This is a genomic window from Streptomyces sp. GB4-14, from assembly GCF_022696125.1.
In the GTDB taxonomy this organism is placed as follows: domain Bacteria; phylum Actinomycetota; class Actinomycetes; order Streptomycetales; family Streptomycetaceae; genus Streptomyces; species Streptomyces werraensis.
On record NZ_RZHO01000002.1, the window covers coordinates 1518814 to 1536599 of the forward strand.

At 72.1% G+C, this 17786-nt stretch carries 16 protein-coding genes; 4 read left to right on the forward strand and 12 right to left on the reverse strand.

What is annotated here, in order from left to right; genetic code table 11:
* Positions 1–7: 7 nt before the first annotated feature.
* The 5 genes from ELQ39_RS07930 to rimP form a co-directional block, all read right to left on the reverse strand.
* A complete protein-coding gene (locus tag ELQ39_RS07930; RefSeq protein ID WP_048460752.1) occupies positions 8–301 on the reverse strand; it encodes a DUF503 domain-containing protein in 294 nt (97 codons plus the stop codon).
* Positions 302–478: 177 nt separating this feature from the next.
* Entirely contained in the window at positions 479–3535 is a 3057-nt protein-coding gene (gene infB, locus ELQ39_RS32520; RefSeq protein WP_190005865.1) for a translation initiation factor IF-2, read from the reverse strand.
* 148 nt (positions 3536–3683) lie between these two features.
* The gene (locus ELQ39_RS07940) at positions 3684–4004 is read right to left on the reverse strand and encodes a YlxR family protein (protein ID WP_242591492.1); all 321 of its coding nucleotides are present in this window, start codon (positions 4002–4004) and stop codon (positions 3684–3686) included.
* 101 nt (positions 4005–4105) lie between these two features.
* The gene (gene nusA / locus ELQ39_RS07945) at positions 4106–5092 is read right to left on the reverse strand and encodes a transcription termination factor NusA (RefSeq protein WP_225629521.1); all 987 of its coding nucleotides are present in this window, start codon (positions 5090–5092) and stop codon (positions 4106–4108) included.
* Between the two features lie 2 nt (positions 5093–5094).
* Positions 5095–5613 (reverse strand): ribosome maturation factor RimP, encoded by a 519-nt coding sequence (gene rimP, locus ELQ39_RS07950; RefSeq protein WP_190005862.1) that lies wholly within the window; start codon positions 5611–5613, stop codon positions 5095–5097.
* A 222-nt stretch (positions 5614–5835) separates the two neighbouring features.
* Here rimP and ELQ39_RS07955 point away from each other — a divergent pair, with 222 nt between their 5' ends.
* The 4 genes from ELQ39_RS07955 (at position 5836) to ELQ39_RS32395 (ending at position 8256) form a co-directional block, all read left to right on the forward strand.
* Complete coding sequence (locus ELQ39_RS07955; protein ID WP_242591493.1) at positions 5836–6435, forward strand: hypothetical protein; 600 nt, start codon at positions 5836–5838, stop codon at positions 6433–6435.
* Positions 6432–6896, forward strand: a complete 465-nt coding sequence (locus ELQ39_RS07960) for a ferritin-like domain-containing protein (RefSeq protein WP_242591494.1) — start codon at positions 6432–6434, stop codon at positions 6894–6896. Before ELQ39_RS07955 ends, ELQ39_RS07960 begins: the two co-directional genes overlap by 4 nt.
* Before the next feature lie 51 nt (positions 6897–6947).
* Positions 6948–7853 (forward strand): aminoglycoside phosphotransferase family protein, encoded by a 906-nt coding sequence (locus tag ELQ39_RS07965; protein ID WP_242591495.1) that lies wholly within the window; start codon positions 6948–6950, stop codon positions 7851–7853.
* Between the two features lie 271 nt (positions 7854–8124).
* Positions 8125–8256, forward strand: coding sequence for a hypothetical protein (locus ELQ39_RS32395; RefSeq protein WP_277994651.1), 132 nt, complete (start codon positions 8125–8127; stop codon positions 8254–8256).
* A 228-nt stretch (positions 8257–8484) separates the two neighbouring features.
* Here ELQ39_RS32395 and ELQ39_RS07970 read toward each other — a convergent pair whose 3' ends face one another.
* The 7 genes from ELQ39_RS07970 to ELQ39_RS08000 form a co-directional block, all read right to left on the reverse strand.
* On the reverse strand, positions 8485–10188 hold the full coding sequence (locus tag ELQ39_RS07970; RefSeq protein WP_190005854.1) for a proline--tRNA ligase: 1704 nt from the start codon (positions 10186–10188) through the stop codon (positions 8485–8487).
* A gap of 72 nt (positions 10189–10260) precedes the next feature.
* Positions 10261–10827, reverse strand: a complete 567-nt coding sequence (locus ELQ39_RS07975; protein WP_242591496.1) for a GNAT family N-acetyltransferase — start codon at positions 10825–10827, stop codon at positions 10261–10263.
* 27 nt (positions 10828–10854) lie between these two features.
* Positions 10855–11703, reverse strand: a complete 849-nt coding sequence (locus tag ELQ39_RS07980) for a GNAT family N-acetyltransferase (protein ID WP_242591497.1) — start codon at positions 11701–11703, stop codon at positions 10855–10857.
* Between the two features lie 102 nt (positions 11704–11805).
* On the reverse strand, positions 11806–12963 hold the full coding sequence (gene ispG / locus ELQ39_RS07985; protein ID WP_228918371.1) for a flavodoxin-dependent (E)-4-hydroxy-3-methylbut-2-enyl-diphosphate synthase: 1158 nt from the start codon (positions 12961–12963) through the stop codon (positions 11806–11808).
* Between the two features lie 185 nt (positions 12964–13148).
* Positions 13149–14441 carry a M50 family metallopeptidase gene (locus ELQ39_RS07990; RefSeq protein WP_242595566.1) on the reverse strand — a complete coding sequence of 431 codons (1293 nt, stop codon included), beginning with the start codon at positions 14439–14441 and terminating at the stop codon, positions 13149–13151.
* Positions 14442–14449: 8 nt separating this feature from the next.
* Positions 14450–15712 (reverse strand): 1-deoxy-D-xylulose-5-phosphate reductoisomerase, encoded by a 1263-nt coding sequence (dxr, locus tag ELQ39_RS07995; RefSeq protein WP_190005409.1) that lies wholly within the window; start codon positions 15710–15712, stop codon positions 14450–14452.
* Positions 15713–15836: 124 nt separating this feature from the next.
* Positions 15837–17786, reverse strand: a complete 1950-nt coding sequence (locus tag ELQ39_RS08000; RefSeq protein WP_242591498.1) for an acyl-CoA dehydrogenase family protein — start codon at positions 17784–17786, stop codon at positions 15837–15839.

Below are 17786 nucleotides of genomic sequence, written 5' to 3' on the forward strand. Positions count from 1 at the left end.
TCTTGCTTCAGTCTTCGTCGCTGTGGAGCCTGCGTCGAACCGAGAGCAGTTCCACCTCGGGCCGTCCGGCGACCAGCCGCTCGCAGCGGTCGAGGACGTCGGTGATGCGGTCCCATTCCCCGGCGACCACCGCGAGGCCGATCTCGGCCCTGCGGTGCAGGTTCTGGTTCCCGGTCTCCGCCACGCTGACCGCGTACTTCCGCTGCAGTTCGGCGACGATCGGACGGACGACGGAGCGCTTCTCCTTGAGCGAGTGGACGTCGCCGAGGAGCAGGTCGAAGGACAGAGTCCCCACATACATGTGTGCATCCGGATGACCCGCCGGTTCGGGATCAGGGACCTCCCCGGCCCGGACGGAGCCGGTACCCCGGGGAAGGGCGCCGCAGCGGCGCCGGTACCGGAACCGTACACGCAACGGCCGGGGCCGATCGACGGAAATACGCTTCCGCCGACCGGCCCCGATCGCGTGCTGCTGCGGTCAGACGCGCGGCTTCTCGCGCATCTCGTACGTCGCGATGACGTCGTCGACCTTGATGTCGTTGAAGTTTCCGAGGTTGATACCGCCCTCGAAGCCTTCGCGGATCTCGGTGACGTCGTCCTTGAAGCGACGCAGACCCTCGATGTTGAGGTTCTCCGCGATGACCTTGCCGTCGCGGATGAGGCGCGCCTTGGTGTTGCGCCGAACCTCGCCGGAGCGGATGAGGACACCCGCGATGTTGCCCAGCTTGGACGAGCGGAAGACCTCGCGGATCTCCGCCGTACCGAGCTCGACCTCTTCGTACTCCGGCTTGAGCATGCCCTTGAGGGCCGCCTCGATCTCCTCGATCGCCTGGTAGATGACCGAGTAGTACCGGACGTCCACACCCTCGCGCTCGGCCATCTGCGCCGCGCGGCCGGCCGCGCGGACGTTGAAGCCGATCACGATGGCGTCGGAGCCCATCGCCAGGTCGATGTCGGACTCCGTGACCGCACCGACGCCGCGGTGCAGGACGCGGATGTCGACCTCTTCGCCGACGTCCAGCTGGAGCAGCGAGGACTCGAGGGCCTCGACCGAACCGGAGGCGTCACCCTTGATGATCAGGTTCAGCTGCTGGACCTCGCCGGCCTTGAGCACCTTGTCCAGGTCCTCGAGGGAGACACGGCGCGTGCGCTTGGCGAACGCGGCGTTCCGCTCACGGGCGGCGCGCTTCTCCGCGATCTGACGGGCCGTACGGTCCTCGTCCACCACGATGAAGTTGTCGCCCGCACCCGGGACGTTGGTCAGGCCCAGGACCTGGACCGGCGTCGAGGGTCCGGCCTCGGCGACGTTGTTGCCGTTGTCGTCGAGCATGGCGCGCACGCGGCCGTAGGCGTCGCCCACCACCATCGTGTCGCCGACCCGCAGGGTGCCTCGCTGGACGAGGACGGTCGCCACGGCGCCGCGGCCCCGGTCGAGCCGGGACTCGATCGAGATGCCCTGCGCGTCCTGCTTCGGGTTGGCCCGCAGGTCGAGCGAGGCGTCCGCCGTGAGGATGACGGCCTCGAGGAGGCTGTCGATGTGCAGACCCTGCTTGGCGGAGATGTCGACGAACATGGTGTCGCCGCCGTACTCCTCGGCCACGAGGCCGTACTCGGTCAGCTGACCGCGCACCTTGGTCGGGTCGGCGCCCTCGACGTCGATCTTGTTGACCGCGACGACGATCGGGACGTCGGCCGCCTTGGCGTGGTTGAGCGCCTCGACCGTCTGCGGCATGACGCCGTCGTTGGCCGCGACGACCAGGATCGCGATGTCGGTCGACTTCGCACCACGGGCACGCATGGCGGTGAACGCCTCGTGACCCGGGGTGTCGATGAAGGTGATCTTGCGATCCTCTTCGTTGACCTCGGTCGTGACCTGGTAGGCACCGATGTGCTGGGTGATGCCGCCGGCCTCGCCCGCGATGACGTTCGTCTTGCGGATGGCGTCGAGGAGCCGGGTCTTACCGTGGTCGACGTGACCCATGACGGTCACGACCGGCGGGCGGACGACCAGGTCGTCCTCGGAGCCCTCGTCCTCGCCGAACTCCAGGTCGAAGGACTCGAGCAGCTCGCGGTCCTCCTCCTCCGGGCTGACGATCTGAACGGTGTAGTTCATCTCGTCCGCGAGGAGCTGGAGCGTCTCGTCGGAGACGGACTGGGTCGCGGTGACCATCTCGCCGAGGTTCATCATGACCGCGACGAGCGACGCCGGGTTGGCGTTGATCTTCTCCGCGAAGTCGGTGAGCGACGCACCGCGCGACAGGCGAATGGTCTCGCCGTTGCCGCGAGGCAGCATCACGCCGCCGACCGACGGGGCCTGCATGGCCTCGTACTCCTGGCGCCTCTGCCGCTTCGACTTGCGGCCACGGCGCGCGGGACCGCCGGGACGGCCGAAGGCGCCCTGCGTGCCACCACGGCCACCGGGACCGCCGGGACGGCCGCCGAAGCCGGGACGGCCACCGCCGCCGCCGAAGCCGCCGCCGCCGGGACGACCGGCGAAACCGCCGCCGCCACCGGGACGACCGGCACCGCCACCGCCGCCGGGACGGCCGGCGAAGCCGCCGCCACCGGGACGACCGGCGCCGCCGCCGGGACGACCCGCACCGCCCGGACCACGGCCGCCGGGGCCGGGACGCGGACCGGCAGCGGGGCGCTGCGGCATCATGCCGGGGTTCGGACGCGGTCCGCCGGGGCCGCCGCCGGGACGGGGACCGCCCTGCGGACGCGGCATGCCGCCCGGAGTGGGACGCGGACCGCCGGGAGCCTGCGGGCGGGGACCGCCGCCCTGGCCGGGGGCCTGGGGACGGGGACCCGCGCCGGGGGCGCCGGGACCGGGACGCTGGCCCTGCGGGCGCGGAGCCTGCGGACGGGCCATACCGGTGGAGCCACCCGAGGTGAACGGGTTGTTGCCCGGGCGCGGACCGGCCGGACGGGCGCCCGGACGCGGCGCGCCGCCGCCGGGACGCTGGCCCTGGCCTGCCGGACGGCCCTGGCCGCCCTGTCCCTGACCGGGACCGGCGGGACGGCCGCCGGGCTTGGGAGCGCCGGGACGCGCGCCGCCGGGCTTCGGACCGGACTGCGCGGGGGACGCCGCGGGCGGGGCCTGGAACTCCGGGGCGGCCGGCGCCGGACGCGGCGCGGGGCGCGGGCCCGGGGTCGGACGCGGACCGGAAGCCGGCGCGGAGGGCGCCGACGGAGCCGCCGGCGGCTGGGCCGCGGCGGGCTTGGGGGCTGCCGGCGGCTTCGGGGCAGCCGGACGGTCCCCCGCTGCCCCAACGGCGCGGGAGGGGCCCCCAGCCTGCGCCGGAGAGGGCGCTGCGGGCCTGGGGGCGGCCTTCTTGGGCGCGCCGGGCTTCGCGGCGGACTTGCCGTTGCCCCCGCCCTGCTGGAAGGCGTCTGTCAGCTTGCGTACTACGGGCGCTTCGATGGTCGAAGACGCCGAACGGACGAATTCACCGAGTTCCTGGAGCTTGGCCATGACGACCTTGCTCTCCACACCGAACTCCTTGGCGAGTTCGTAGACCCGGACCTTAGCCACTTCGCTCCTTTGAGGTCCGGGTTGCGTCCGGACCGTCGCTAGTTCATGGGCGTACTCATCGCGTACTCATCGAGTGCTCATCGCAATCTCGACCTGCTTTCGACTCGCGAGGTACCAGGCCGCACGGGGGTTTCCGTGCGGCGAGTTCTTACCGTGTCGCCTGTTCGGCTGACGTGTCAGCCGCTTGTCGGCAACCTTGTGCCTGCTCGACGTAGTGGCGCAACGCCTTTACGTCGAGCGGTCCCGGGACGCGGAACGCCCGCGGGAACGCCCTGCGGCGCACCGCTTGGTCGAGACAAGCCGGTACGGGATGCACATACGCACCCCGGCCGGGCAGCGTACCGCGTGGATCCGGGACGCATGCGTCCTCGATCGCCACGATCCGCAGCAGCTCGCCCTTGACCGCTCGCTCGCGGCACCCCACGCACGTGCGTTCGGGGCACACGCCAGCCTGTGTCCGGCCAGACACTCCTCAGTCTACCTCCCCGGACCGACCTCACCCCTCCGGGGCAAGAATCGAACACCGCCACGAGCAAAGCTGTCGTGATCTCAGCCAATCGCGGCTTGGATCTATTCCCCGGCCTGCTCCGTGTCCGGCCGGATGTCGATCCTCCAGCCCGTGAGCCGGGCGGCCAGACGGGCGTTCTGCCCCTCCTTGCCGATGGCGAGCGACAGCTGGTAGTCCGGCACGGTGACCCGGGCGGACCGGGCCGCCAGGTCGACGATCTCCACCTTGGAGACGCGGGCCGGAGACAGGGCGTTCGCCACCATGTCGGCCGGGTCGTCGGACCAGTCGACGATGTCGATCTTCTCGCCGTTCAGCTCCGCCATGACGTTGCGCACACGGCCGCCCATGGGGCCGATGCAGGCGCCCTTGGCGTTGAGCCCGGAGCGGGTGGAGCGCACGGCGATCTTGGTGCGGTGACCCGCCTCACGGGCGATCGCCGCGATCTCCACGGAGCCGTCGGCGATCTCCGGCACCTCGAGGGCGAACAGCTTCTTCACCAGATGGGGATGCGTACGCGAAAGAGTGACGGACGGACCGCGCACTCCCTTGGCGACCCGGACGACGTACGACCGCAGGCGCGTGCCGTGCGGGTAGGTCTCGCCGGGGACCTGCTCCTGCACCGGCAGGATCGCCTCCAGCTTGCCGATGTCCACCAGCACGTTCTTCGGGTCGCGGCCCTGCTGGACCACGCCGGTGACGATGTCGCCCTCGCGGCCGGCGTACTCGCCGAGCGTCGCGTCGTCCTCGGCGTCGCGCAGGCGCTGCAGGATGACCTGCTTGGCCGTGGTGGCGGCGATACGGCCGAAACCGGACGGGGTGTCGTCGAACTCGCGGGGCTCCTGGCCCTCCTCGAGGTCCTCGGGGTCCTCCTTCGCCCACACGGTCACATGTCCGGTCTCCCGGTTGAGCTCCACGCGCGCGTGCCGGCGGCTTCCCTCGGTGCGGTGATAGGCGATGAGGAGGGCCGACTCGATCGCCTCGACCAGCAGGTCGAAGGAGATCTCCTTCTCCCGTACCAAGCCCCGCAGGGCGCTCATGTCGATGTCCACGGCTACGCCTCCTCTTCCTTCTTGTTGTTCTTGTCGGACGCGTCGTCCTTGCGGTTGAACTCGACCTGGACGCGCGCCCTGGCGATGTCGTCGAAGGCGAGTCGTCGCGCGGTGGCCTTGCGGCCCTTGACGCCGGGCACCTCGAGGTCGACGCCCTCGTCGTCGGCCGCGAGGATGCGGGCGACCAGCTCGCCGCCCTCGGCGAGCTGGAACCGCGCCAGGCGGCCGGTGGCGCGCACGTAGTGACGCTGCTCGGTCAGCGGGCGCTCCGCGCCGGGGGTGCCGACCTCGAGGGTGTACTCCGCGTCCCCCATCGCGTCGGTCTCGTCGAGCTTCGCCGAGAGCGCGCGGCTCACATCGGCGATCCGGTCGAGGTCGGCCCCGGTGTCGGAGTCGACGACGACGCGCAGCACACGCTTGCGGCCGACCGTGTCCACGGCGATCTCCTCGAGATCCAGGCCCTGGGAGCTGACGAGCGGCTCCAGAAGTTCTCGAAGCCTCTCGCTCTGGGTGGTGCTCATCCGGGTGACTCCTCGGCCGCGTGTGCTGTTGTGGGACGGTGCGCGTGTCTGCACAAAGGGTATCCGGTCGCAAGGGGTGTTGCCGTCCACCCTTGCCGTCCACCCGGTCGGCGAGGGTGCCGCTGAGGGGCGCCGGGCGGACCTGCGGGTACCGTGATCGCGGGCCCCGCCCGAATCCCTGTTCCAGCCCCGTTCGTCACGAGCCCCCCGAGGACGTCTGCCGTGTCGTTCCCCCTGTCTCCGCGCGCCCGTTCGGGGCCGCGCAGAAGGAGTCTGCTCGCCGCCGCCCCGGCGGCCCTGCTGGTGGCGGGCTGTTCCGCCGGGTCCGACGACCCGGGCGGCCCCACGGCCGCTCGGCCCTCGGCCGCCGAGCGGACCCGGGCGCGCGCGGCCCGGGACAGCCGGGCGCTGGCCGAGCGGTACGACGCGGTCGCCGCCGCGCATCCGAAGCTGGCGGACCGTCTGCGTCCGCTGCGGGCGGACGTGGTGCGGCACGCGGAGGCGTTCGAGGCGGGCGCGGACGGCTCGGCGTCGCCGACACCGTCGGTCTCCGCCTCGTCCGCCTCTTCGGCTTCTTCGGCTCCTTCGGCCGGGGCGACCGCGGCGGCCGCGCCCTCGTCGGTCCCGTCGGCCTCCGCCTCGTCCGCGGTGCCCGCGAACCAGAAGGACGCGCTCGCCCAACTGGCCGCCGCCGAGCGGGAGATCGCCGACCGGCGGGCCGAGGAACTGCTGACCGCGCCGGCCGAGCTGGCCCGGCTGCTGGCGTCGGTGTCCGCGTCCGGCGCCGCGCACGTGTATCTGCTGACGGAGGCCCGACGGTGAGTGACGCGCAGGACGAGGAGCTGCGGGCGCTGCAGGCGGCGCTCGCCGCTGAGCACGCGGCGGTGTACGGCTACGGCGTCGTCGGCGGACGGATCGGTGAGCAGCGGCGCACGGAGGCGCGCACGGCGTACGACGCCCATCGGGCGCGCAGGGACGCGCTGATGCGGGACGTGAAGGACGTAGGGGGTACGCCGGTGGCCGCGGCGGCCGGGTACGTGCTGCCGTTCCCGGTGCCGGACGCGGCCGCGGCGGTGCGGCTGGCGGCGGAGCTGGAGATGCGTGTGGCGGGTGTCTACGCCGACCTGGTGCGGTCGAGCGGCGGCGAACGGCGCAGGTCGGCGGCCGAGGCGATGCGTGAGGCGGCGGTGCGGTCGGTGCGCTGGAGCGGGGAGAGCGTAGCCTTCCCTGGGCTCGCCGAGCGGAGCGGAACGGCTGCGGGCGGCCCGGCGCCGGCGCCGTGACATGACGGGGGGCTCCGGCACCGTGTGACAGCAGGAAGGAACGACTCGCGCATGGCATTCGAACCGCCGCGGCGTCTGGTGAGGGCGCTCGGTGAGACGGCGCCCGAGGGTGACGACTGGCTGGAGAGGCTGCCCGAGCTGGCGCGTGAGGCCGTGGACCGGCGCGAGTTGACGGTGGAGCGGGTGCAGCTGCCGGGCGGACGCAGCAGCCTGGTGGTGCTCGTCCGCACGGCCGGCGGCACGCCCGCCGTGCTGAAGCTGGCTCCGCCCCGTGCGCGTCCGGAGAGCGAGCGCGTGGCGCTGGCCCACTGGGGCGGCCGGGGGGCGGTGCAGTTGCTGGAGCCGGTGTCCGAGGGCACCGAGGGGGTGCTGCTGCTCGAACGGCTGCACCCGGACGTCTCCGTGCGGACGCTCCCGGAGGCGAAGGCGCTGCTGGAGGCGGCGGGCACCCTGCGCAGGCTGTGGGTGGACCCGCCCGAGGGCCACGTCTTCGAGACCGTGGCCGAGCGCACCGGGCGGCAGGCCAAGGCGATGCGCGCCGGGGCGGGCGCGGCTCCCGAGCTGGCCCCGCTGGTGGACGCGGCGCTGGCGGCCCGCGAGGAACTGCTGGACTCGCCGCCCGAACACCGTCTGCTCCACGGCACGTTCCGGCAGAGCAAGGTGCTCTCCGGGGACCGGATGCCGTGGCTGGCGGTGGGTCCCGACCCGGTGGTCGGCGAGCACGCCTTCGATCTGGCGCGGCTGGTCCGCGACCGTGTGGAGGACCTGATCGCCCAGCCCTCGGGCGCGACGACGACCCGCCGCCGCGTGCGGCGCCTCGCGGAGTCGCTGGAGGTCGACCGCGAGCGGCTGCGCGGCTGGACGCTGTTCCGAGCGGTCGAATCGGGCGTCCGCGCGCGTCGAGTGGGGCGCGAGCGGGACGCGGAACTTCTGCTGGAGTTCGCGAGCTGGCTGTAGACGCGAGGCGGCCGCGCCCCTCCAGGGGCGTGGGCAACTGCGCGCTCAGCGCTCCACTGCCCGCGGCCGACCGGGCTGAGCACCATGACGAAACTGCCGCGCCACGAGGGTGCCGCTGCGCCCACCCGTGCCGCCCCACGCGGCACGACTGCCCGCAGCGGGTGGTAACGCCGCGTCAGGGGCGCGGGGAACTGCGCGCCCAGCCCTCACTGCCTGCGGACGCCGCCCCGGCCGTCGCTACGGAACGCCCGGGTCCGGGGACGGCGCCCCCATGCACGCCCTGCCCCAGGCCACCCCTGCCCGCAGCAGCGGACGGCGCCGGGTGCTGGGGACGGCACCCCGCGCGGTCGACAGCCGTCTGCACCGGGACGCTCCGGTCGCACCCGGCGTCGGCGCGGCCTGACCCGGCCACCCGGCCCGCGAACGGCAACGGCGCCCGACCCTGCGGACGGCACCCCGCGCGGTCGACAGCGCCGCCCGCCGCGGAACGTCCCGGCCCGGCTGGTACGAACGCACGCCGCCGGCCGCTGCCGGACGAAGTGCGTCCGCGCCGTGGGGACACCGTCCGGACGTGCGTCGTCCCGGCCGCGGACGGTGGTGGCGTCCGTGGCCGGGACGGAACCCGTGAGGGTCAGCGCGCGGTCAGGCGGGCGATGGCCTCGTCGACGGTCAGTTCCTCGCGTTCGCCCGTGCGGCGGTCCTTCAGTTCCAGGACGCGGTCGGCGGAGCGGCGGCCCGCCACCAGGATCTGCGGGACGCCGATCAGCTCGGAGTCGGTGAACTTCACGCCCGGGGAGACGCCCGCACGGTCGTCGACCAGGACGCGGACGCCCGCGGCGGCGAGCTTCTCGGAGACCTCGAGGGCCAGCTCCGTCTGGAGCGCCTTGCCGGCGGCGACCACGTGGACGTCGGCGGGGGCGACCTCGGCGGGCCAGCACAGGCCCTTGTCGTCGGCGGTCTGCTCGGCGAGGGCGGCCACCGCTCGGGAGACGCCGACGCCGTAGGAGCCCATGGTCACGCGGACCGGCTTGCCGTTCTGGCCGAGGACGTCGAGCTTGAGGGCATCAGCGTACTTGCGGCCCAGCTGGAAGATGTGGCCGATCTCGATGGCGCGGTCCAGCTTGAGACCGGTACCGCACTTGGGGCAGGGGTCGCCCTCCTCGACGACCACGACGTCCACGTACTCGTCGACCTCGAAGTCACGGCCGGCGACGACGTTCTTCGCGTGGGTGTCGGCCTTGTTGGCGCCCGTGATCCAGGCGGTGCCGGGCGCGACGCGCGGGTCGGCGATGTACTTCACCTTGCCCAGGCCCTGCGGGCCGACGTAGCCGCGCACCAGGTCGGGGCGGGCGATGAAGTCGGCCTCGGTGACCATCTCGACCTCGGCCGGGGCGAAGTGCGCCTCGACCTTGCCCATGTCGACCTCGCGGTCACCGGGCACGCCCACGGCGACGATCTCGCCGTCCACCTTGACCAGCAGGTTCTTCAGCGTGGCCGAGGCGGGGACACCGAGCTGCGCGGCGAGGGTCTCGATGGTGGGGGTGTCGGGCGTGGGGATGTCCTCGGCGGCCGGCACCCCGGCGGCGTCCACCGGCTTCAGTGCGTACGAGACGGCCTCGGTGTTGGCGGCGAAGTCGCAGTTGGGGCAGTCGGCGAAGGTGTCCTCGCCGGCCTCGGCGGGCGCGAGGAACTCCTCCGACTTGGAGCCGCCCATGGCGCCGGCGGTCGCCGCGCAGATGCGGTAGTCGAGGCCGAGGCGCTCGAAGATCCGCTGGTACGCCTCGCGGTGCAGGGCGTAGGACTGCGCAAGGCCGTCGTCGTCGAGGTCGAAGGAGTACGAGTCCTTCATCAGGAACTCGCGGCCGCGCAGGATGCCGGCGCGGGGGCGGGCCTCGTCGCGGAACTTCGACTGGATCTGGTAGAGGATGACCGGCAGGTCCTTGTAGGAGGACGCCTGGTCCTTCACCATCAGCGTGAAGATCTCCTCGTGGGTGGGTCCGAGGAGGTAGTCGCCGCCCTTGCGGTCCTGGAGGCGGAACAGCTCGGCGCCGTACTCGTCCCAGCGGCCGGTGGCGTCGTAGGGCTCGCGCGGCAGGAGGGCGGGGAGCAGCACTTCCTGGGCGCCGATGGCGTCCATCTCCTCGCGCACGATCCGTTCGACGTTGGCGAGCACCTTCTTGCCGAGGGGCAGCCACGTCCAGATGCCGGCGGCGGTGCGGCGTACGTAGCCCGCGCGGACCAGCAGCTTGTGGCTGAGGACCTCGGCGTCGGCCGGGTCGTCGCGCAGCGTCTTCGCCATCAACTGGGACATGCGCTGGACCGGTGCGTTCGCCATGGTTCTCGTACTCCTGCTGCGTCTAGGTGATGAGGCGAGGTTAGCCGGGCGGGACGGGACGGCGGAAATCGGTTATGCGCGCGGAAGCGGCAGCGGGGCGCCCATGACGGCGTACGGGGTGGGCGCGCTCGGGAAGCGGACCTGCCGGGCGAGGTCCCGGTAGCCCAGCGAGCGGTACAGATGGCGGGCGGGGCTGTCGATGTCGAGCGCGGAGAGGATCGACCGGGGCTGTTCGGCGCCGTCGGTGATCGTGGTGATCAGGGCGCGGCCGATGCCGTGCTTCTGGTGCCGGGGGTGGACGTGCAGCTCGGTGATGACGAAGGAGTCGTCGAGCCAGTCGTCGTGGCCGCGGGCGCGCAGGTAGGGCTCGACGACGGTGGACCACCAGTGGGAGCGGTCGTTGGGCATGCCGTAGACGAAGCCGACGAGGCGTCCCCCGACGGTGGCGCCGAAGGCCCGCGCACCGGGGAAGGTCATGTGGCGCAGCACGATCTGCCGGCGTACGGCCACCTCGTCGGGGCCGAGTCCGAACGCCACGGCCTGGACGGCCAGCGCCTCGTCGACGTGGCCGGGGAGGTCGAGGGGGCCGATCACGATGTCGTCGGGCTCGGGGCGGCCGTGACCGGGAAAGCGCAGCATGCCGGGGAGACTACAGGGACGCGCCCGTCAGAACAGCACGCTCATGAAGGCGCCGACCTCGCGGAAGCCCACCGTGGCGTACGTGCGGCGGGCCGGGGTGTTGAAATCGTTGACGTAGAGGCTCACCACGGGGGCGACGTCGGCGAGGGCGTAGCGCAGGACGGCGGCCATGCCGGGGGCGGCGACGCCCTTCCCGCGGTGTTCGGGGGCGACCCAGACGCCCTGGATCTGGCAGGCGCGGTCGGTGGCGGCGCCGATCTCCGCCTTGAACATCACCTTGCCGTCGGCGTCGAAGCGGGCGAAGGAGCGGCCGGAGCCGACCAGTTCGGCGACCCGCGCCTGGTAGAGGAGTCCGCCGTCGCCGGCCAGCGGGGAGACGCCGACCTCCTCGGTGAACATGGCCACGCACGCCGGCATGATCGTGTCGAGTTCGTGCTTGCGGACGCGGCGGACGTACGGGTCGGGCGTCACCGTGTCGGGCATGCGCTCGGTGACCAGCAGCGGCTGGTGGGCGCGGACCTCGCGGGCGGGACCCCACTGCGGTTCGAGCAGTTGCCAGAGGGTGGCGGTGGGTTCGGCCGGGCCGACGATGGAGGAGCAGCGGCGGCCGGCCCGGCGGGCGCGGTCCGCGAAGGCGCGGACCGCGCGGGGGGTGGCGCAGATGGGGACGAGGTTGGCGCCCGCGTAGCACATCGACGTGAGGATGCCGTCCTCGTACCAGCCCCACATCTCGCCGCCGAGCCGCCACGGGTCGAGGCCGGCGATCTGGACGCGCGCGGCCACGAAGGCGTTGGCCACCGGGTCGCGGTCGAGTACGGCGAGTGCGGCGTCCAGGTCGCTCGGTTCGAGGACCCGGGAGGTGGTCTGCGTCAACACGTGCGGGGCCTCACACAAAAGGGTTCTGCCTGATTTCCGCACTGTACCCGCGGATGCCGGGGGCCGCTGCCCCCGGACCCCGCGGGCGCCGGGAGGGCCCGGTCAGCCGGCCACCGCGACCTGCGGCTCGCCGGAGGCCACACCGTCCTTCTCCATCTGCTCGGCGATCTTCATCGCCTCCTCGATCAGCGTCTCCACGATCTTCGACTCCGGCACGGTCTTGATGACCTCGCCCTTCACGAAGATCTGCCCCTTGCCGTTGCCGGACGCCACACCCAGGTCCGCCTCGCGCGCCTCACCCGGACCGTTCACCACACAGCCCATGACCGCCACGCGCAGCGGCACCTCCATGCCGGTCAGACCCGCGGTGACCTCCTCCGCCAGCTTGTACACGTCCACCTGCGCCCGCCCGCACGACGGGCAGGACACGATCTCCAGCCCCCGCTGGCGCAGGTTGAGGGACTCGAGGATCTGGATGCCGACCTTGATCTCCTCCACCGGCGGGGCGGAGAGGGAGACACGGATGGTGTCGCCGATGCCCTGCGACAGCAGCGCCCCGAACGCGACGGCCGACTTGATCGTGCCCTGGAACGCCGGACCCGCCTCGGTCACACCCAGGTGCAGCGGGTAGTCGCACTGCTCGGCGAGCTGGCGGTAGGCCTCGACCATGACGACCGGGTCGTTGTGCTTCACCGAGATCTTGATGTCACGGAAGTCGTGCTCCTCGAACAGCGACGCCTCCCACAGCGCGGACTCCACCAGCGCCTCCGGGGTGGCCCTGCCGTACTTCTGCAGCAGCCGCCTGTCCAGCGAGCCCGCGTTCACGCCGATACGGATCGGGGTGCCGTGGTCCTTCGCCGCCCTGGCGATCTCCTTGACCTGGTCGTCGAACTTCTTGATGTTGCCCGGGTTCACCCGCACCGCCGCGCAGCCCGCCTCGATCGCGGCGAACACGTACTTCGGCTGGAAGTGGATGTCCGCGATCACCGGGATCTGCGACTTCCTCGCGATCACCGCCAGCGCGTCCGCGTCGTCCTGCGTCGGGCACGCCACCCGCACGATCTGGCAGCCCGACGCGGTCAGCTCCGCGATCTGCTGCAGCGTCGCGCCGATGTCCGACGTGCGCGTGGTCGTCATCGACTGCACCGACACCGGGGCGTTCCCGCCCACCGCCACGGAGCCGACCTGGATCTGCCGGCTCTTCCGGCGCACGGCGAGCGTGGTCGGGACGGACGGCATGCCGAGAGAAATCGCAGTCATCTGCTGTGCAACCCCAAGTCGTGGATCAAGGTCCGGCTCCCCGTGAGCAGCGGGCTCCGGGCTCCGAGATTACGGCAATGGCCAAGGCTCGAGCACATCGCTCCCTTAAACCCACCCAAAGGGCGACGGCCTGGAACGCCGGGGTTCGGGCCGTCGTGGAGGACGGGTGTCGTGGTGCGGGCGGGTCAGGAGATGCGCACCGGGTTCACCACGTCCGCGATCAGGACGAGGATCGTGAAGCAGACGAAGATCCCCGCCACGACGTAGGCGACGGGCATCAGCTTCGCCACGTCGAAGGGGCCCGGGTCGGGGCGGCGCAGCAGCCTCGCGAGGTTGCGGCGCAGCGACTCCCACAGGGCGCCCGCGATGTGTCCGCCGTCCAGCGGCAGCAGGGGGAGCATGTTGAACAGGAACAGAGACAGGTTGAAGCCCGCGAGGAGCATCACGAACATCGCGAGCTGCTGCGAGGCCGGGATGTCGAGGGTGGCGATCTCCCCTCCGACGCGGGCGGCGCCGACGACGCCCATCGGGGAGTCGGGTTCGCGCGGTCCGTCGCCGAAGGCCGCGTCCCACAGGGCGGGGACCTTCGACGGCAGGGCGGCCAGGGAGTCGACGGCGTCGCCGACCCGGTCGGTCATCCAGGTCACGGACTCGCCGAAGTCCTGCTTGACGACGCCGGTGGCGGCGCTGAAGCCGAGGAAGCCGGCCTTCACGTACTCGCCTTCGACGTAGGCGCCGTCGCCGTCCTTCTTCGCGACCATGTTGGTGGCGATGGTGGCCTGCAGCGTCACCTCCTTGCCGTCGCGCTCCACGACGATCGGCACGCTCTTGCCGGCGCTGTCGCGGATGAGGTCGGACAGCTTGCCCCAGTCGTCGGTGCGGACCCCGTCGAAGGCGACGATCTTGTCCTTGGCCTTCATGCCGGCCGCGGCGGCCGGCGACCGCGGGTCGGACGTCCGGCAGTCGTCGCGCTTCTCGCTCTGCGAGATCACGCACTGGGAGACCGAGCTGACGGTGGTGGTCTGCTGCTGGATGCCGAAGCCCATCAGCACGATGAGGAACAGTACGACCGCGAGGACCAGGTTCATGAACGGGCCGGCGAACATGACGACGACCCGCTTCCACGGCTTGCGCGTGTAGAACAGGCGCTTCTCGTCGCCGGGCCGCAGTTCCTCGAAGGCGGCGGAGCGGGCGTCCTCGATCATGCCGCGCCACGGTGAGGTGGAGCGGGCCTCCAGCTTCCCGTCCGGGCCCGGCGGGAACATGCCGATCATGCGGATGTAACCGCCGAACGGGATCGCCTTGACGCCGTACTCGGTCTCGCCCTTCTGCCGCGACCAGATGGTCGGGCCGAAGCCGACCATGTACTGCGGCACGCGGATGCCGAACATCTTGGCCGTGGACAGGTGCCCCAGTTCGTGCCAGGCGATGGAGAACAGCAGGCCGGCCGCGAAGACGACTATGCCGAGGATGAACATCAGGGTCGTCATGCACGCGCCTCCGCGCTCGCCGTCCGGGCTGTCAGTTCGCGGGCCCGCGCGCGGGCCCAGGTCTCCGCTTCGAGGACGTCCGGCACGGTCAGTGAGGTTCCCGTGGCGGGCGTTCCGTGTTCCTCGACCACCCGGGTGACCGTGTCGATGATGCCGAGGAACGGCAGCGCGCCGGTGCGGAAGGCCTCGACGCACTCCTCGTTCGCGGCATTGAACACCGCGGGGGCGGTCCCCGCGAGTTCGCCGACGTGCCGGGCGAGGTTCACCGAGGGGAAGGCCTCGTTGTCGAGGGGGAAGAACTCCCAGGTGGACGCCTTGCTCCAGTCGAAGACCGGGGCCGCGTCGGGGACCCGTTCGGGCCAGCCGAGGCCGATGGCGATGGGGCCCCGCATGTCGGGGGGCGTCGCCTGGGCCAGTGTCGATCCGTCCGTGAACTCAACCATCGAGTGGACATACGACTGGGGATGCACGACCACCTCAATGCGGTCGAAGGGAATGTCGTAGAGGAGGTGCGCCTCGATGACCTCCAGGCCCTTGTTGACGAGGGTCGCGGAGTTGATCGTGATGACCGGGCCCATGGCCCAGGTGGGGTGGGCGAGGGCGTCCTGGACGGTGACCGCCGCCAGTTCCCGCCGGGTGCGGCCACGGAAGGGCCCGCCGGAGGCGGTGACGACCAGCTTGCGGACGTCGGCGCGGGTGCCGGCGGCCAGCGCCTGGAACAGCGCCGCGTGCTCGGAGTCCACCGGGATGATCTGACCGGGCTTGGCCAGCGCCTTCACCAGGGGGCCGCCGACGATGAGCGACTCCTTGTTGGCGAGGGCGAGGGTGCGGCCGGCCTCCAGGGCGGCGAGGGTCGGGGCGAGCCCGATGGAGCCGGTGATGCCGTTCAGGACGGTGTGGCAGTCGGAGGCGGCGGCCTGGGTGGCCGCGTCGGGTCCGGCGAGGATTTCCGGCAGCGGCTCCCCCGCGCCGTACCGCGCGGACAGCGCCTCGCGCAGCTCCGGCACGACGTCCTCGCGGGCGACGGCGACCGTGCGCACCCGCAGGCGGTGCGCCTGCTCGGCGAGGAGGGCGACCCGGCCGCCGTTGGCGGACAGGGCGGTGACCCGGAAGCGGTCGGGGTTGCGCAGCACGAGGTCGATGGCCTGGGTGCCGATCGACCCGGTGGAGCCGAGGATCACCACGTCCTTGGGGCCGTCTCCCGCGACGGGGTCGTACACCAGGTGCGGGTCGGCGAGGGGGGCTGGAGCGTCGGTCATGGGCCCATTGTGTCCGGTCGGGGCGACCGTCGGGCCCCCGCCCCGGTACCCCGGGGGCGTGTCCGCGGTGCGCGGGGAGCGGAGGGAGGGGACGCGCGCCGTGGCCGGCCCCTCCCCGGGCCGCTCAGCGGATCGGACGGCGGACGTTCTCCCGGGTGCTCTCGCCCGGGGTGGCGTCGGCGATCCAGGGGCCGTCGCCGGAGGGGTCGATCACGCCGTCCTCCAGCCAGGTGTAGGAGCCGCCGAGGACGTTCTTCACGACCTTGCGGTCGAGGTCGTCGGTGTTGCTCCAGAGCCGGCCGAACAGTTCCTCGACGCGCAGCCGGGCCTGACGGCAGAAGGCGTCGGCGAGCTGGTAGGCCTCGCGGCCGTGGTCGCCGCGGCTGCGCAGCAGCTCCGCGCGGACGCAGGCGGCGCTCATGGCGAACAGTTCGGCGCCGATGTCGACGATCCGGCCGAGGAAGCCCTGCTTGGTCTCCATCCGTCCCTGCCAGCGGGACATGGCGTAGAAGGTGGAGCGGGCCAGCTTGCGGGAGGCGCGCTCCACGTAGCGCAGGTGCGGGGACAGGTCGATGCCGTGCTTGAACTCGCCGTAGGTGCCCGGGAGCTGTCCGGGTCCGGCGACCAGCTTCGGCAGCCACCTGGCGTAGAAGGCGCCCGCGCTCGCTCCCGCCCTCGCCTTGTCGCCGAGGGTCTTGTCGGGGTCGATGAGGTCGCCGGCGACGGACAGGTGGGCGTCGACGGCCTCGCGCGCGATCAGCAGGTGCATGATCTCGGTGGAGCCCTCGAAGATGCGGTTGATGCGCAGGTCGCGCAGCATCTGCTCGGCGGGAACGGCGCGTTCGCCGCGGGCGCGCAGCGAGTCGGCGGTCTCGAAGCCGCGGCCGCCGCGGATCTGGACCAGTTCGTCGGCCATCAGCCAGGCCATCTCGGAGCCGTAGAGCTTGGCGAGGGCGGCTTCGATGCGGATGTCGTTGCGGTCCTCGTCGGCCATCTGCGAGGAGAGGTCGACCACGGCCTCCAGGGCGAAGGTGGTCGCCGCGATGAACGCGATCTTCGAGCCGACGGCCTCGTGCAGGGCCACCGGCTTGCCCCACTGCTCTCGCTCGGCGGACCACTCGCGGGCGATCTTCAGGCACCACTTTCCGGCGCCGACGCACATCGCGGGCAGGGAGAGCCGTCCGGTGTTGAGCGTGGTGAGGGCGATCTTCAGACCCTGGCCCTCCTCGCCGATGCGGTGGGAGGCGGGGACGCGGACCTGGTGGAAGCGGGTGACGCCGTTCTCCAGGCCGCGCAGGCCCATGAAGGCGTTGCGGTTCTCCACGGTGACGCCCTCGGAGTCCGCCTCCACGACGAAGGCGGTGATGCCGCCCCGGTGTCCCTCGGACCTCGGGACGCGGGCCATGACGACGAGCAGGTCGGCGACCACGCCGTTGGTGGTCCACAGCTTCACGCCGTCGAGGACGTAGTCGTCACCGTCCGGCACGGCGGTGGTGGCGAGGCGGGCCGGGTCGGAGCCGACGTCGGGCTCGGTGAGGAGGAAGGCGGAGATGTCGGTGCGGGCGCAGCGCGGCAGGAAGGTCTCCTTCTGCTCGCGCGTGCCGAAGATCTTCAGCGGCTGGGGGACGCCGATCGACTGGTGCGCGGAGAGCAGCGCGCCGATGGCGGGGCTGGCGGAGCCGACCAGGGCGAGGGCCTTGTTGTAGTACACCTGGGTGAGGCCGAGGCCGCCGTACTTGGTGTCGATCTTCATGCCGAGGGCGCCGAGCTCCTTGAGCCCGTTGATCACCTCGTCGGGGATGCGCGCCTCGCGCTCGATCAGGGCGCCGTCGACCTTCGTCCCGCAGAAGTCGCGCAGCCTGGCGAGGAACTCCTCGCCGCGCCGGACGTCCTCGTCGGCGGGCAGCGGGTGGGGGTGGATGAGGTCGAGCTGGAAGCGTCCGAGGAACAGTTCCTTGGCGAAGCTGGGCTTGCGCCAGTCCTGCTCCCTCGCCGCCTCGGCGACCTGCCGGGCCTCCCGTTCGGTGACGGTCGGCCGGGACGGGGCCGCGGGGGTCTCGGGTACTGCGGACAT